Here is a 14,832-nt window from a genome sequence, read left to right as displayed (position 1 = left end):
CTTATTTTACAGCAACTGCGTAGTCGTAAACTTCATTTCCTGAAGCCAATACCACTTGGTAATCTCCTGTAGCTAATTTAGAAAGGTTAAGTCCTTCGTTTACAGAGAAAGAATTTTCCAATGCTTTGCTGTAAACAAGTTGGTCGCCATCATAAATGTATAAGCTTGTTTGTTCGCCTGAGTAGTTCAGAAAAGCAATACGCAATACGTCGTTGTTGAATGAGAAGTATGGAGCAGCCAGAGTCTTTTCTTTTCCTACGACGATTGAACCGCGGTCAATTGAGAAGGGACGTTCTCCTTTTACATCATCAATACTTACAGTCAGGGTGTAGTCTCCGTTTTCCAATTTTGAGAAATCATACACTTTGCGGTAGTCTGCTACATTTTCCTCAGTTTCTTTAAAGTAAACAACATCGCCTTGCTCATCTTTAATGCTGATTTGGAATTTGGTTTCGGCATTGTTTGAAATGGCTACCACAGCCTGATCGCCATTGATCGGCAGAATGTTTACACGCAGGCTTCCCGCTGCCAGGGCGATATTTGCAATAACTGTTAATGCAAACATCATGGTAATTGTTCTAAATGTTTTCATAGTTTTGAATTTTTAATGGTCACTACTAAATGACACTTACAAAAGTAAGATGTTTTACAACATGTGCTGTAAAACATGCGTTAAGGGTAGGTTAATTTTATGCGATCAGATTGATCAATAAAATTGATGGGCTTAAGAATTCATCTAACATGTGTGTTTAGAGGGGATTGGAGATGCAAAGGGCGGCTCATCAATAATTGTGCCATAAAATAGATCAGGGTGTTAATTTTTAATAAAATTCATGGAAATACAAATCTTACAATTACTGGAAGGTGCCCGGCAGGCACAAGGATTAACCGTTATTATTGATGTGTTCCGGGCTTTCTCGGTAGCTTGTTATGCTTTTGATGGTGGAGTGGAGCGTATTTATCCTGTGGGACAGATTGAGCTGGCTTATAAACTCAAAAAGCAGCATCCGGATTACTTGCTTGTTGGTGAGCGGAACGAGCAGAAGCCCGAAGGTTTTGATTTTGGGAACTCGCCTTCGCAATTGGTCAGCACCCAGCTTGTCGGTAAAACAATGGTACATACCACCAGTAGCGGTACACAGGGGATTGTGAATGCAACGGGTGCCGATGAGATTATAAGCGGAAGCTTTGTTAATGCCGGCGCTATTATTCAATATATCCGGCAGCGGCAACCCGAAAAGCTCTCGCTGGTATGTATGGGGTATGCCTGCCAGCAACCAACTGACGAAGATACTTTCCTGGCGGAATACATCAAGGCGAAATTGCTGGATGAGCCGGTTGACTTCCCGGCTATGGTTGAACGCTTGCGTCATGGTGCCGGAGCACGTTTTTTTGTTCCCGAAAAACAAAGCTGGGCTCCTGCTGTTGATTTTGATTTATGCCTGGACCTGGATCGTTTTAACTTTGTGTTGAAAGTTGAGCGGGAAGAGGACTTGTATTTTCTGAAAAAGATCGAACTTTAGGCTATTGGAACGCCTTGCTGGGAAGGGTAACTTTGCTGCCTTTGTTTATGGAAGTGCTATGCAGATGCGAAGTTCCCAGGCTACGGAAGTGTCTGATTTGCTGAAATTAGAAGAACGAATAGGTAAAATGCTATGAAAAAATACAATTTTGATGAACTGGTTGACCGGACCAATACCAACAGTTTGAAATATGACGCCCGGGAGCAGGTGTTTGGAACCATGGATGTGTTGCCTCTTTGGGTGGCCGATATGGATTTTAAGACGCCGGACTTTGTGATGGATGCCTTGCGGAAGCGTTTGGAACATGAGGTTTTAGCGTACACGTTTCGCGGCGATTCTTACTCGGATGCTATTCTGAATTGGTTGGAGCAGCGGCACGATTGGAAGATTGATAAGGAATGGCTTTCATTTAGTCCGGGGGTTGTGGCTGGATTAACCCTGGCCATTGAAACTTATTCCAAGGCTGGTGATGAGGTGATTTTGCAACCACCAGTGTATTTCCCGTTTTTTGATTCGATTAAGGGAACCGGACGAAAGCTTGTGGAAAACCCGCTAAAGCTGCAGAATGGTCGCTACACGTTCGATTTTGAGGATCTTAAGCGCAAAATTACGCCCAACACCAAGATGTTGTTGTTGTGTAATCCGCAAAATCCAGGGGGAATGGTTTGGACACGCGAAGAACTGACCCAGCTGGCAACAATCTGCCTGGAGAATAACGTGTTGATTATTTCGGATGAAATTCATGCCGACCTGGTGTTTGATGGCTATAAGCACATTCCCTTGGCTTCGCTGTCTGATGAGATTGCCGACAACTGTGTGGTGTTAATGTCGGGAAGTAAAACCTTCAACATTGCCGGTTTAACCACCTCTTTTGTGGTCATTCCTAATAAGCGTCTGTTGGTGCGCTACAACCGGAGTTTGCAGGTACCGCACTTGCATATGGGGAACATTTTTGGCTCGCTGGCCCTGGAAACAGCCTTGCGCGAAGGAGCCGACTGGGTGGATCAAATGATGGATTACTTACAGGAAAACTACCGCTTTTTAGAGACTTTCCTGAAAGAGAAAGTGCCTCAGATTGTTCCGATGAAACCCGAAGCAACTTACCTGATCTGGCTGGATTTTTCAGCCTGTAAGCTGACGGATGATGAACTGAACGACCGATTGATTAATGCCGGTGTTGGTCTGAACCGGGGCATTCAGTTTGGAACGCAAGGGAAGGGCTACATGCGAATCAATATTGCCTGTCCAAAAGCAACGCTGGAGCAGGCTTTAATCCGGATCGAGCAAGCGTTTGCCTAAAAATTCTGTTTAACCCATTGAGCCATTTCCGTTGTATCTTGCGCAAGCATGCAACGGAAATGTTGTTTGGGGCAGTAGGCTTTTCCAATTTTAGAGCAGGGTTGGCAGCTTAATCCGTTTACTTTGAAGATGCGGGATTGAGGATGCGGCTGGTAGGGAGTCATTCCCAGGTCGGGGATTGTGCCGCCCCAAATCGAAAGAATTTTTTGCTGAAAAGCTGCGGCAATATGCATGAGTCCGGTGTCGTTTGAAATAACCAGCCGGGCACTTTTGACCAGCGAGGCCGATTGGTTCAGGCTTAGTTGATGGCACAAATTAAGAACCCTGCCCGATGTTTGTTCTTCAATCTTCCGGGCCAGCTCCAATTCATTTTTCCCGCCGAGTAAAACAAAGGGAAGCTGGGTTTTGGCAATCACTTCCAAGTGTTTTTCGGCAGGAAACCGTTTGGTGTAAAAGCTGCCGGCCAAAACCAGAGCAACATAGCCCTGCCTGAATTCTTCGGGTAAGTGACTCAGGGGGTAATCTTCTTCTTCGGGAATGAAATAATCCAATCCCAGTCCGTCGTTTCTAATGCCCAGCGGCGCCACGGTGTTCATCATCCGGTCGACGATGTGAATTTTGGGCATCAGATTCATTTTAAGGGTAACCAGCAGCCATTTTTCGATATTCAGCTTGTGCAGACTGTAGGTTTTCTTGCGCAGGTTGCGCCGGATAAACTGGCTACGCAGGTTGTGGTGCAAGTCCACAATGTAGTCGTAATTTTCCTGTTGAAGCTGCTGGGTGAGTTCAGTTAGGTTGGATTGCAGCAGAAAGAGTTGATCGATGTACGGATTGGCCCGAAGCAGGTCTTCATGTTTTTTCTTGGTTAAAAAATGAATTTCAGATTCAGGCAGCTGCGTTTTTAAGCAGCGCAGCACCGGGCTGGTCAGAACAATGTCGCCGATGGAGCTAAACCGTATGATGAGTATTTTAGGAGCCAATGCTAAAAATAATACCCTGAAAGATATTGATCTTTCAGGGTATTATCAATTAATGAGTGTAAATATATTTATGCTGATTCAGTCAGCACAATAATTTTATTCTTTTTTACTTCTACCACACCACCGTTAATGTCAAAATAGCTCACCTTGTCACCTTTTTCAACAATCTTGATTTTTCCTGCTTCCAGGGTCGAGATGATAGGGGCGTGGTTTTTCAGAACAGCAAAGGAGCCTTTGCTGCCTGGCAGTTTTACCAGGCTTACTTCACCTGAATAAACTTTTGTCGAGGGTGTTATAATTTCAAGAAACATGTTTATGGGTTTTAAGCATGGGCTTCAGCCAGCATTTTTTCACCTTTCTCGATGGCTTCTTCAATCGTTCCAACCAAGTTGAAGGCTGATTCGGGATATTGATCCACTTCACCATTCATGATCATGTTGAACCCTTTAATGGTATCCTCAATGGAAACCAGTTTTCCTTGCAGTCCTGTAAACTGTTCGGCTACGAAGAATGGCTGAGACAGGAAGCGCTGTACCCGGCGGGCACGGTGAACAACCAGTTTGTCTTCTTCCGATAGTTCGTCCATTCCAAGAATGGCGATAATGTCCTGAAGCTCTTTGTAGCGTTGCAGAATTTCTTTCACCTGCTGGGCACAGTTGTAATGTTCCTGCCCAACAATATCGGCAGTCAGGATTCGTGAAGACGATTCCAGTGGATCAACTGCAGGATAAATTCCGAGCTCTGATATTTTTCGGCTCAATACCGTTGTAGCATCCAAGTGCGCAAAGGTTGTGGCCGGTGCAGGGTCAGTCAAGTCATCAGCAGGTACGTAAACGGCCTGAACCGATGTAATTGATCCATTTTTGGTTGAGGTGATTCGCTCTTGCATTTCACCCATCTCAGAAGCCAGCGTGGGTTGGTAACCTACCGCTGAAGGCATCCGTCCTAAAAGGGCTGACACCTCTGAACCTGCCTGTGTGAAACGGAATACGTTGTCAACAAAGAACAGGATATCGCGTCCACCAGAGCTGCTACCGTCACCGTCGCGCAAGCTTTCTGCAATGGTCAATCCGGAAAGTGCTACCCGGGCACGGGCGCCGGGAGGTTCGTTCATCTGTCCGAACACCATGGCCAGTTTTGATTTTTTCAGGGCTTCCGGGTCTACTTTTGAAAGGTCCCATCCGCCTTCTTCCATCGATTTGCGGAATTCGTCACCATAGTCAACAATTTTCGCTTCAATCATCTCGCGAAGCAAATCGTTTCCTTCACGGGTCCGTTCTCCTACTCCGGCAAAAACAGAAAGTCCGCTGTGCGCCAAAGCAATATTGTTAATCAACTCCTGAATCAATACGGTTTTTCCAACACCAGCACCACCAAACAGACCAATTTTACCCCCTTTGGCATAAGGCTCAATCAAGTCAATTACTTTAATTCCGGTGTAAAGAACTTCTGTTTCAGTGGTCAGGTCTTCGTATTTCGGTGGTTTATTGTGAATGTTCAATCCTTGCTTGGGAAGGTTCTTCATGCCGTCAACGGCATCACCGGTAACATTCAGCAAGCGTCCCAGTGCAATTTGCCCTTGTGGCATCGTAATGGCTTCACCGGTTGCTACAACGTCCATTCCGCGTCTGATTCCGTCTGTTGAATCCATTGAAATGGCGCGAACCGTGTTTTCTCCAATGTGTTGCTGGCACTCAACAACCAGGTTGTCCTGGCCTTCGCGAACAATTTCTAAGGCATCGTAAATATTGGGGAGTTCACTGCCTTCCCGGTCGAAACTGATATCAACTACAGGTCCAATAACCTGTACTACTTTTCCGATATTTTGACTCATGATAAAAAGTTTACTTCTGTGGAGCCGGAAATTACAAAAACCAGCTTAATTGAACAAATTTAATGGGTTTTATATTGTCTGTTGTTTTTACAACAATAGCAAACGCTTTTTAGTGCTTAATGTTCACGTTTCATGATGGTTTTAGCCAATAAAATCAATGGTTGCTTCCGATCGTTTTCAAGCTCAATGGCTTGTAATTCGCCAAGTGCTGCCTGATAGTAATCGTCTGATTTTTGACTGCTGATTTCCTGAAGATTCAGTTCGCCATATATTTTTTTGACTGCGGCCACTTTTTCTTCCGGGGCGAAGTCTGTTTTATTGATCCAGTGTTCTAATTCGGCTCGTTGTGTGGGCGATGCCAGTTCGAGTGCTTTGAGCAAAAGGAATGTCTTCTTATTGGATAAGATGTCACCACCGATTTTTTTACCGAATTTGGCTTGATCGGCAAAAACATCCAGGAGGTCATCCTGCAGCTGAAAAGCCAGTCCAAGATTGATTCCAAAACGGTAAAGACGCTCAGCGTCAGCTTTGGGAGCTTCTCCCAGCAGTGCTCCCATCTTCATTGCTCCGGCAATCAGTACGGCTGTTTTTAGCCGAATCATTTCCAGGTAATTGTCGATGCTGACATTGGACTGGCTTTCAAAGTCCATGTCGTATTGTTGCCCTTCGCAAACTTCCATGGCCGTTCTCGAAAACAGTTGGGCTACCTGCTGAATGGCGGGATGCGCAGTTTTTAGCAGGTACTGGTAAGCCATGATAGACATGGCATCGCCTGAAAGAATAGCCACATTCTCATTGTATTTTTTGTGAACTGCAGGTTGGTTACGTCGGATTTCCGCCTTGTCCATGATGTCGTCGTGCAACAGGGTGAAGTTGTGAAACACTTCAACAGCTAGCGCGGCTTGCAAGGCCTTGTTCACATCGCCTCCAAATAAATCGCAAGCCATCAGAAGCATTACCGGACGCAGGCGTTTCCCGCCCATGTGTAGCGTATATTCAATGGGTTGGTACAGATTTACCGGATGGGTTTGTCCGATTTGCGTTGCTTCCTGCTGGAGTTGTTCTACCAGCAGCTCCTGGAGTTCCTGGATTGAATACATGGCTTTCATAGCTTTTTGTCTTCTTGATTAGTCCCTTCTATTTCCAGTTCATCCAGCTCAATGTCCTCTTCTTCATCAAAGATTTGGAGCAAAGGTTCGTGGAATGACTTGGTAGTCGTGTATTTTTCGAGCCCTGCCAGAAGCGAGGGAAGTAGAATCAGGTTTGAAGTGATTGCGACAAATAAGGTTAGCGAAACCAGGATACCAAGGGCTGCTGTACCCCCAAACTGGGAAACGCTGTAAACACCAAATCCGAAGAAAAGAACCACAAAGGTGTAAATCATGCTCACGCCTGTTTCACGCAGGGCCAGTTTGACGGACTCCTGGATATTCCAGCCGGTAGCAGTGAGTTCTTGCCGGTACTTGGCCAAAAAGTGAATGGTGTTATCGACCGAAATACCGAAAGCAATACTGAAAACCAGAATAGTGGAAGCCTTGATGGGAATATCCACAAAACCCATGATTGCTGCAGTAAATATGAGCGGAATGATGTTCGGTATTAATGACATTAGCACCATGCGCCAGGAGTAAAACATAACTGCCATAAAGGTGGCAATCAGGAAGATGGCCAGGGTGAGGCTGCTAAACAAATTTTTTACCAGGTACTGCGTGCCTTTGAAGAAGGTTACGCTGGAGCCGGTTACGGTTACATCGTACTTGTCGGCCGGAAAAACGGAGTCAACTTCCTGCTTAAACTCGGTGTAAAGCTCTTCCATGCGTTTGGTGCCCACATCGTGCATCCGAATACTTACTCGGGTTACTTGTTTGGTGCTATCCAAAAAGGAATGAAGGGCGCTGACTCCAGCAGCTTCATCTTCATTACTTTTGGTGGCGTAACCCAGTATGAAGTTTTTTTCCTGGTTGTTAGGCAGACTGTAGTAGCGCTCATTACCATTATAGAAAGCCTGTTTCGAGAATTTCAATATATTCAGCAACGACATGGAAGACGACAGTTCATCGTAATTTTCCAGTCGTTTTTCCAATTGGTCAATGCGTTTGAAATTGCTGAGGCTCATGACTCCGTTGGGGCGTTGGGTATCAATAATGATTTCCAGAGGCATCAATCCGTCAACTTGTTTTTCAAAGTATTTCAGGTCCTTGTAAATGATGTCGCTTTCCGGAATATCGTCGACCATGTAGCCAGAGCTCTTTATTTGCGAAATGCCATAGAAACCCAGCAGCAATACGCCAATGGTGGAAATGTAAACCAGCTTGCGGTGCTTCTGTGAAATGGTTTCCAGACGCATAACGATAAATTGGAAGAGTTTGCTTTCCAGGTGCTTAATGTGACGCTCGCCCGGAGGTTTGGCAAAGCTAAACAAAATGGGAATCAGCAGCAGTGAAAGAACAAACAAGGTCAGGATGTTCAGGGCAGCAATGACTCCAAATTGCCTTAAAATTTCACTGTTGGTAATCACGAAGGTGGCAAAACCGGAAGCCGTGGTCAGGTTGGTTAAAAAGGTGGCGTTCCCGATTTTAATAATGACTCGCTGCAAGGCTTTTATGTTGTTTCCGTGATTCCGAAATTCGTGATGGTACTTGTTCAGCATGTAAATACTGTTGGGAATACCAATTACGATGAGCAGGGACGGAATCATCCCGGTGAGCAGCGTAATTTTAAATCCAAACAGCGCCATGGTTCCCATGGCCCATATCACCCCGGTAATAACAATCAAGATGGGGAAAAGAACGGCTTTGAACGATCTGAAAAACAGAAAGAGGGTGATGATACAAAGCAGCAGGGCCAAGGCACTGAACAGGTAAATTTCTTTTTTGATTTTGATGGAATTGACAACCCGAATGTAAGGGAGACCGGAATAGTGGAGGTCTAATTCGGTTTTCTCGGAGAAGGCTTCGCAGGTCTTTTGAATCGAAGTCACCATTTTTTCCCGCTGTTTCGACTTCATTTTATCTTTGTTGACCGAAATGGCCAGCAAATAAAAGTCGGACTCCTCATTGTATAATAAACCACGATAGAAGGGCAGGCTGTGAAAGAGCGAGGCCAGGCTGTCGAGTTGTTGCTGGGAATTGATTTCTTCCGGGAAGATTTCTTCAATTTCAAAACTGCGCTTTTCCTTGTTCTTCCTTAAATTATAAGCGTTGGAAACCGACAGTAGATTTTCAACCCCGTCAATCTGGTCCAGGTTGGAGACCAGTTCATGCCAGTCTTCAAAATGATCCAGCTGGAAAAAATCCGGATCTTCAACACCCACGACAATCAGATTACCTTCTTCTCCAAAAATTTCTCTGAACTTTTGGTAATCAACATAAGCACTGTCTTTTTTAGGAAGCAACTGTGCCGCCTCATAGGACATTTCAACTCTACTGGCCTGATAGGCCATGAAAATGGTCACAAGTCCTAATATTGAAAGTAATAAACGCCTGTTTCTAAGTATAATACCGGAGAGCCAAACCCACATAATCAAAATTCGTATAAAAAATTATGGCGAAAATAGTTAATAAAATGGGATTACGAAAGAAAGCATTGGTGCAGCTTCCCTTCATTAATGATAAAGAAAGATTCGTGATTTAAAGCGGTGAAAACCTTGTTTTTAATGGGGCAAAACAAGTTGGATACGGAAGGGAGCAAGCCTGCTTAAAGAATGGGACGTAATGAAAGGTGTTGTTTGAATTGGAATTAGGAGAAACGCAAATCAATAAAATTAGAAGCTATGAAAAAATATTTTTACCTGGTTGCCACTCCCGAGTCCATTATTGTTTCGCATTTGCAACCACATGACTTTGGGAATTACCTTTCGGTAGGTACCCAAAAACAGCTTCATGGGCAGGTGATTTTTTTTGAATTTGATCCCGACCATACCAAACTGCATCAGGATTATATCAATTTAAAAATGAAACCCTATGATGATGGAGAGCCCAAACGTTCGGTTTATCTTTCCATTTACCGCTGTTTTGAAGCAATTCCTTTGCGTGCTCTGCGTAATCTTTACCTGGTGACTGATGACGGAAAGGTGCTGGAAATGGCAGCTCATGATTATATTCCGAAGACTACCAAGGAAATTCACTTGTATCAACAATTAATTCCGGTGACTACGCGGGTGGCCAGTAAACTTTCGCCCGTTGATTTTATTCGCCGTTTAACTGACATGAATCAGCCGGTGTCGGCACCTAAAGTATTTTTAGTGGATTTGAAATTGAATGACTGGGGAACAAATCCCGATGGCCCCCTAAGCGATTTGCCTTATCCGAATCCGGATCATCTTCGGGATTGTATCAAGAAGTTGAAACTATCGTCAGCTCGTCAAACTAAAACCGTCTTGCGTTTTTTGCGCGATGACATTTCGTATCGAACCATTCAAACCGGGTTTTTTGTAGGCGACCAAAAGCAGTACCTCTTTTATCCGTTTCCTTCGGAAAAAGATTTGGAAGAAAAATATTATTCCTGGTGGCGTTCGGCTTTGGTTCGGCACTTTTAAAGTAAGGTTGGTGATAATCAGAATCTTTAGTTAGGTGTGCGCTGGGTGTACCTATTTCAAAGGGGTTTGGTCGGAAAAAAAATATCGATCAAAATGAATAATTTTTTCTGTTTTTGTTTTTTCTTTCCAAAAAAGCTCCTATTTTTGCATCGCTTTTGAAACACAAAGCAACAGTTCTAAAGATAAAAATTCCCTAGTAGCTCAGTTGGTTAGAGCGGCGGACTGTTAATCCGTAGGTCGTAGGTTCAAGTCCTACCTGGGGAGCTCAAAAAGGTCAATCAGAAATGGTTGACCTTTTTTTTGTCCCTGATTTAAGAAGCTGAAAGTCTGAGAAACCTCCAACAAATAGTAAATAATTCCAAATACACACCCGATTCGGATATTGTGATTTATTCTGAAGTAGTTTTTTAAGTAGATTTGTACGTAAACAAAAAATTCACATTTATTAATCGAACAGAATAGTATCATGAAAAAACTAAAAACATTCCTATTACTTTTTGTATTTACTTTAACTAGCTTCGTTTCGGTGCAGGCACAGCGTGTTGAAAGCGATTCGAATGTGATTGGGAAATGGGATCTTACGATCACCATGGAGAAAGAACAATTAGAGAATCTCGGAATTTTCAGACACGGTTTAATGGCCTCGGATGGTTTCCCCGGTTGGTTGGAAATTAAATTGTCTGGTTTCTCAACACTTGTAGGATATTATGTAGGATACGAAGGAAGTGCAAGACCAATTGCAGAAATTCATTATTCAGCGAGTGAAGATAAATATCATTTTACCATTCCACCACAATGGATGGATATTGATGACATCTATTTTGAATTTACGATAAAAGACGATGTGTTGACCGGATATAAAGTACTTGATGGCAACAAACTGAAATGGACTGGTGTTCGTGCGCCTTCTTTGGAAAGAACAGAGCCAGCAATTTGGGGAAATCCGATTAACCTGCTTACGGACAACATGGACAAATGGATCATTCCAGCGAACAATAAGTTCCGGATGATTGACGGTGTTATGGTGAACACAGAAAAAGGTGGCAACCTGGTTACCAATCAGAAATTTGACGATTTCAAACTTAGCGTCGAATTCCGCTATCCGGAAGGAAGTAACAGTGGAATTTATCTACGTGGCCGTTACGAACTTCAAATTGAAGATTCAAAAGGAAGAGCTGATGCGGTAAGTATTGGTGGTATCTACGGATTTATTGCTCCTTCGGTTAATGCCGCTAAAAAACCGGGCGAATGGCAAACTTACGAAATCACGCTTGTTGGTCGCCATGTAACGGTTGTTCATAACGGTATTGAAACGGTTTCGAACCGTCCAATCCCTGGAATTACAGGTGGTTCGCTTGATAGCAAAGAGGGAGAACCGGGCCCCATCATGGTGCAAGGTGATCATGGCCCCATCGAGTTCCGCAAATTTGTGATTACACCCGCTGTCAACTAAGTGGTGTTGTAAAAATTGTTTTCTTTAAACGTGGAGTTGTTGCAAACAGGTGCATATTACCACTGTTGGAGAGCTAAAAAGGTCAATCAGACGATGATTGGCCTTTTTTTTGCTCAACGCCTTGATGTCTGGGCTGACGAAATCTCAAAGACAGGCATTTTTGTCTTCTTGTTAATAAAAGGGTAAGAGATGATCTAAAGGAGCTGTTTAAGAACATCAATTTTTGATTTTTAATTAATAAAAAGCACTTTTGTGGTCCGGTATTTAGAGGGTAATTCTGAATACTCGGGGCACTCTTCGAGACCGTTCTCTGGTCTCCTGTTTCTCCCGATTACATACTAAATCTTTTAGAAATGCTGAATAGAATTTCAACGAATAACAATTCTTCGATCTATCAAATTGAGGAAGAAGGGAAAACAAGTGTCAACCGCTTGCTTGTTTCCAGTGCTGAAACGCGTGCAATTTGCAATGATTCAACCGTTATGGGGGTTGATTACACGCAAAAGTTAGGAAGAGCCTGTTCGCTGGCTTTAAAAAGTATGCAGGAAGAGCAAGTGATTAAACTGGAAGAACGAAAAACCATTGTTTTTAACATTTTGCGCGGAGGATTGAATTTTGGCTTGCGTCAGGCTATTGCAGATGCTTTTGGCTGGAATTTGCATGGCTCGTCGTTTATCAGTGCCCAGCGTGCGCGGAGGAATCCGGAATCGGAAGAATGGCATATTATTGAAAGCGATTACCAAAAAGTTTACATGCCTCCATCGGCACAAATTGTCATTGGCGATGTTGTGGCTACCGGAACCAGCCTAGAGTTTGGCTTGGAGGCCTTGGTAAAACAAGCCGAAATGAACAACATCAATATTGAATCGATTCTGTTTTTCACTTTTGGAGGACAGCGTACGGAAGAAATTTTGGAAAAAGTGGATGCCCTGTGCCGCGAGAAATTTGAAGGCTACCAATCAACTACCCTCTGTTACATTGAAGGACGTTTTTCCGTTCCAACCATTTCATCGCCATTGACGATAAAACTTACCGGAACCGACTTGGTCAAACGCGATGCGTTAATGACGCCGGAGTTTATCGAAAGTCAGTACGAAGCGCCGGCATATGCTATTGAGCGCTGTGTGATTTACGATGCCGGGTCGCGGGCTTTTTGGCTTCCTGAATACCTGGAAGATGTGATTGAATATTGGGAGCAGGTGCATACCATGGCCCGCCGGGGCAGAACTTTTACTCAGCTGCTCAGTGAACGTTTCCCGGAGCTTGATGCCAGCCGGTTCGCCGATGTTAGTCTGCTGGAAGTGGCCCGTTGTCAGCTGGATAAGTTGAAAACTATTGCAAATTCATAATCAATTCAAACTATACTATATAAGAATGGAAAAGACGACACACTTTGACCATGACTTTTCATTGTCGCCTGTTGATAAAAATAATCAAAAAGGATTTTGGCCCATGCTGGTTGTTATGCTGGGTTTCACATTTTTCTCAGCCAGTATGTGGGCTGGCGGAAACCTGGGAGCAGGATTAACGGCCGCTAATTTTATTACAGCCGTATTGTTTGGAAACCTTATTTTAGGAATTTACACAGGCTTACTTGCTTTTATTGCCTCCAAAACCAATTTGTCCACTCACCTGTTGGCGCGTTATTCTTTTGGCGAACGCGGTTCCATATTACCCTCGTTTTTGTTGGGAATTACGCAAGTGGGGTGGTTCGGTGTTGGTGTAGCCATGTTTGCTATTCCGGTGCAAAAAGTAACTGGCTTAAATATTTACATGCTGGTTATTGTCTCTGGATTCATTATGACCGCTACGGCCTGGTTTGGAATCAAAGCCTTGACAATACTTAGTTTTATTGCCGTTCCTTCCATCACGTTTTTGGGTTTAATGTCGGTTGGTAAGGCCTTTAATGATTTTGGTGGTACAGAGGCTTGGTTCGATATTGTTCCATCAAATCCGATTACACTTTATGCTGCAATTGGTATTTGTGTCGCTTCTTTTATTAGCGGTGGCACCTTAACTCCTGACTTTACCCGATTTTCAAGAAACAGCAAAATTGCCGTATCAACCACGCTGATTGCGTTTTTCGTGGGTAACTCGTTAATGTTTTTGTTTGGGGCGGTTGGTTCCGCTTTCTATCAGCAGTCTGATATTAGTGATGTTTTAATGCAGCAGGGAATGATTGTTTGGGCCATGATAATTTTGGGCTTAAACATCTGGACAACCAATGACAATGCACTTTATGCATCAGGCTTAGGTTTTTCAAACATTACCCGTTTGCCTAAAAAAGTAATGGTAATTGTCAATGGTGTTGTCGGGACTTTGCTTGCCCTTTATTTGTACAACAACTTTGTCGGCTTCCTGAATGTATTGAATACCATGTTGCCATCCATTGGCGGGGTGCTCATTGCCGACTTCTACCTGGTGCATAAAATGAAATATGCCAAATTAGCCGAGAAGACGATCACTAAATTTCGCTGGTCAGCCGTTGTGGCGTGGGGAATGGGTGTTTTAGCTGCTACTTTTTTGCCGGGAGTTGCTCCGGTAAATAGTGTGCTTACGTCTATTGTCGCTTATGTGATCATCGAAAAGGTGATTCTTAAAACCAAAACGATTGCGGACAAGGCTTAGCGCACAGCAAGCTGCGCATGTTTCTTGTTGAATAGATAAATACAGGAAGCCTGTTTTGTATTCTGAAAAAAAATAAGTTTGATATGCATATTGTTATCTGTTCAAGTATTGATTTTACGCTACAAATAGCGCAGGTGGCACAGGAGTTAACCCGGTTGGGGCATACGGTGGATATTCCTTTGACCAGCCAGCAAATTATAGCCGGTGAGCTCACGTTGGAGGACTATTTTGCCGAGAAAACCAATGCGGGTGAAAGTGCCCGGCGAAAGATTGAGCATGATGTCATTCGGAGCTATTTTGAGAAGATAAAAATGGCCGATGGGATTTTGGTTTTGAACTTTGATAAAAAGGGCATTGCCAACTACATTGGAGGGAATACCTTTCTGGAAATGGGATTTGCTCATGTTCTGAATAAACGCATCATTCTGTATCGTCCGGTGCCGGAGATGCTGTATACGGATGAATTGCTGGCTTTTAATCCTGAGGTTATTGATGAAGACCTTGCTTTGATTCGTTAAAAACGGCAAGACCGAAGGCCGGTTTTATCCTCAAAGCGATTATTATTTAGCGCGTAAAGC

At 43.7% G+C, this 14,832-nt stretch carries 13 protein-coding genes and 1 tRNA gene; 8 read left to right on the top strand and 6 right to left on the bottom strand.

Annotation, left to right across the window (positions count from 1 at the left end):
- Window position 1 precedes the first annotated feature (1 nt).
- Window positions 2-592, bottom strand: a complete 591-nt coding sequence (locus tag ACRD6K_RS05885) for a hypothetical protein (protein ID WP_299578847.1) — start codon at window positions 590-592, stop codon at window positions 2-4.
- Between the two features lie 241 nt (window positions 593-833).
- On the opposite strand from ACRD6K_RS05885, the gene ACRD6K_RS05880 reads away from it, so the two are divergent.
- Both ACRD6K_RS05880 and ACRD6K_RS05875 read left to right on the top strand, forming a co-directional pair.
- Window positions 834-1,523, top strand: coding sequence for a 2-phosphosulfolactate phosphatase (locus ACRD6K_RS05880; RefSeq protein WP_430972473.1), 690 nt, complete (start codon window positions 834-836; stop codon window positions 1,521-1,523).
- 132 nt (window positions 1,524-1,655) lie between these two features.
- Complete coding sequence (locus tag ACRD6K_RS05875) at window positions 1,656-2,822, top strand: MalY/PatB family protein (protein WP_430972472.1); 1,167 nt, start codon at window positions 1,656-1,658, stop codon at window positions 2,820-2,822.
- Here ACRD6K_RS05875 and ACRD6K_RS05870 read toward each other — a convergent pair.
- From ACRD6K_RS05870 to ACRD6K_RS05850, 5 genes are all read right to left on the bottom strand, one after another.
- Complete coding sequence (locus ACRD6K_RS05870; RefSeq protein WP_430972471.1) at window positions 2,819-3,802, bottom strand: glycosyltransferase family 9 protein; 984 nt, start codon at window positions 3,800-3,802, stop codon at window positions 2,819-2,821. The genes ACRD6K_RS05875 and ACRD6K_RS05870 overlap by 4 nt on opposite strands.
- Window positions 3,803-3,870: 68 nt before the next feature.
- Window positions 3,871-4,113: an ATP synthase F1 subunit epsilon gene (atpC, locus tag ACRD6K_RS05865; RefSeq protein WP_299578839.1), complete on the bottom strand. Its 243-nt coding sequence runs from the start codon at window positions 4,111-4,113 to the stop codon at window positions 3,871-3,873.
- An 11-nt stretch (window positions 4,114-4,124) separates the two neighbouring features.
- The gene (atpD, locus tag ACRD6K_RS05860; protein WP_299578837.1) at window positions 4,125-5,636 is read right to left on the bottom strand and encodes a F0F1 ATP synthase subunit beta; all 1,512 of its coding nucleotides are present in this window, start codon (window positions 5,634-5,636) and stop codon (window positions 4,125-4,127) included.
- A gap of 116 nt (window positions 5,637-5,752) precedes the next feature.
- Window positions 5,753-6,745: a polyprenyl synthetase family protein gene (locus ACRD6K_RS05855; RefSeq protein ID WP_430972470.1), complete on the bottom strand. Its 993-nt coding sequence runs from the start codon at window positions 6,743-6,745 to the stop codon at window positions 5,753-5,755.
- Window positions 6,742-9,090 (bottom strand): efflux RND transporter permease subunit, encoded by a 2,349-nt coding sequence (locus ACRD6K_RS05850; protein WP_430972469.1) that lies wholly within the window; start codon window positions 9,088-9,090, stop codon window positions 6,742-6,744. Before ACRD6K_RS05850 ends, ACRD6K_RS05855 begins: the two co-directional genes overlap by 4 nt.
- A 318-nt stretch (window positions 9,091-9,408) precedes the next feature.
- On the opposite strand from ACRD6K_RS05850, the gene ACRD6K_RS05845 reads away from it, so the two are divergent.
- The 6 genes from ACRD6K_RS05845 to ACRD6K_RS05820 all read left to right on the top strand — a co-directional run bounded on the left by ACRD6K_RS05845 (window position 9,409) and on the right by ACRD6K_RS05820 (window position 14,772).
- Entirely contained in the window at window positions 9,409-10,173 is a 765-nt protein-coding gene (locus tag ACRD6K_RS05845; protein ID WP_430972468.1) for a hypothetical protein, read from the top strand.
- Window positions 10,174-10,363: 190 nt separating this feature from the next.
- A tRNA-Asn gene (locus ACRD6K_RS05840) sits at window positions 10,364-10,437 on the top strand.
- 202 nt (window positions 10,438-10,639) lie between these two features.
- Window positions 10,640-11,626, top strand: a complete 987-nt coding sequence (locus ACRD6K_RS05835) for a 3-keto-disaccharide hydrolase (protein ID WP_299578829.1) — start codon at window positions 10,640-10,642, stop codon at window positions 11,624-11,626.
- A gap of 353 nt (window positions 11,627-11,979) precedes the next feature.
- Complete coding sequence (locus ACRD6K_RS05830) at window positions 11,980-12,975, top strand: hypothetical protein (protein WP_430972467.1); 996 nt, start codon at window positions 11,980-11,982, stop codon at window positions 12,973-12,975.
- Between the two features lie 25 nt (window positions 12,976-13,000).
- Window positions 13,001-14,254 (top strand): cytosine permease, encoded by a 1,254-nt coding sequence (codB, locus tag ACRD6K_RS05825; RefSeq protein WP_299578825.1) that lies wholly within the window; start codon window positions 13,001-13,003, stop codon window positions 14,252-14,254.
- An 83-nt stretch (window positions 14,255-14,337) separates the two neighbouring features.
- Window positions 14,338-14,772: a hypothetical protein gene (locus ACRD6K_RS05820; protein ID WP_430972466.1), complete on the top strand. Its 435-nt coding sequence runs from the start codon at window positions 14,338-14,340 to the stop codon at window positions 14,770-14,772.
- Window positions 14,773-14,832: the final 60 nt, after the last annotated feature.

Source organism: Sunxiuqinia rutila, from assembly GCF_050589705.1.
GTDB lineage: Bacteria > Bacteroidota > Bacteroidia > Bacteroidales > Prolixibacteraceae > Sunxiuqinia > Sunxiuqinia rutila.
Note: the sequence above shows the minus strand (reverse complement) of the source record. Positions and strands in the feature narration are given on the sequence as shown.